Annotated in this window: 1 protein-coding gene; it reads right to left on the bottom strand. The window is 33.2% G+C overall.

Annotation, left to right across the window (positions count from 1 at the left end; genetic code table 11):
- Positions 1-333: 333 nt before the first annotated feature.
- Positions 334-1,520: hypothetical protein (locus ACFQ39_RS15115; RefSeq protein ID WP_377180519.1), on the bottom strand; the 1,187-nt coding region annotated here is incomplete at its 5' end.

Below are 1,520 nucleotides of genomic sequence, written 5' to 3'. Positions count from 1 at the left end.
GACATCAAACATTTCTTTAAGAGTTTCACTATAATTTTGATCTGTTTGTCCATAAACATTTGACAGTAAACTGAACATGACGATAATTAGAATTTTTTTCATGAATTTTAAATTAGTTAAATGTAAGCTAACGGTTGGGGTAGCGCAAGTTTGGCAATAGAAAGCACTAAACCTCACAAGCTGCACCAAGCCGAAGCTTTTGTTTTTGCTGTTAAATTAATCATTTTTTCAGAGCCAAAACAAAAGTTTTGGTGTTGCTGCAAATAGCTCAGAACCAATGCAAACCACTCAACGCCATATTTGCTCTACCCTTTGTTGGGCACAGTACTTCTGTCATTTATAGTAATATTTAGTCACTTTAGAATATTTTGGTAATCCATGATTTATAAAATACTCTGCTATTAAAAAGCCGATATTATTATACTCCCAAATCCTTTCCAATATCTTTTGGTCATCGGCGTTATAGGTTATTTCTTTTCTTGAATCATTCTCCAAGTACTCATAAACAGTATAGCTAGAATTAATCAAGTCTTCATTTTTTATCGGTTGGTCTTCAGAATTATAAGTAATAGACCACTTATCAGGAATCTCCCGGAATAAATTCATTTGATGAATTTCTTTATATGTCCCGTCAGCCAAATATTCGTAATCAATAATCTTTTGAACTGTAGGTTTATCATTTATATACCAACCTGTAGAATCAATTTGCTTTACAAGCTTATCATTTTCGTTGTATGAGTAAAATCGCTTTGTGTGAAATTCACCAGTTCTTGTGTAAGAAATCCAAGTTGTCAACAAACCTTTTTCGTTATAAATCCACTCAACATTTTTATATCGTAAACTGTCACTTGACCTAAAGTGATATCGCTCAACAGGTTTACCATCTTGGTTATAAACTGTCTCATACTTTTGAATTTCACCTGATTGATAAAAAAAGGTATCCTTTGTGTATTTTGAGACTGAATATGACTTACTTATGTTTTGATAAACTTCTAAAATACGTTTTCCATACTTATCATATTCATATATTTGTATAGTCCAAGAAGAATCAATATCAGTGCTACCGTATTCCTTTTCAGGTACAATCTCTCTTGGTCTTATCACGTCTTTGATTAATCTACCATGAGAGTCATGGAACTGTTCAATGTATTGCCAATGATATGGATTTTTAAGTTTTCCGTGCGTTGTCATCCACTCTTGTCTGTAAACTCCGTATAATTTGTTTTGGAAAGTGTCAATCTTATACTGGTAAATCATGGTGCTATCTTTAAGTCTACCATTCTTTTTCATTTCAAATTCTGCCGAAGTTACTTCAGAGATATTATTTCCCTTTAAATCCAGAAATCTCCATAACTCAGAGTAATCCGATTGTCCAAATATTTCTATTGGGAAAATCAGAATCAAAATCAGTTTAATATATGTTGCAGTGTCTCTCATCGTATTGTGCCCAACGGTTACGGTTATGATTTCGGCGCGATTAAGTCTTTGCATTTGAGCGGCAGGCTGACGAGTTACAATTG

It is taken from the genome of Namhaeicola litoreus (assembly GCF_042679565.1).
Taxonomy (GTDB): Bacteria; Bacteroidota; Bacteroidia; order Flavobacteriales; family Flavobacteriaceae; genus Namhaeicola; species Namhaeicola litoreus.
The sequence above is the reverse complement of the archived record's forward strand: the minus strand, read 5'-3'. Positions and strand labels throughout refer to the sequence as shown.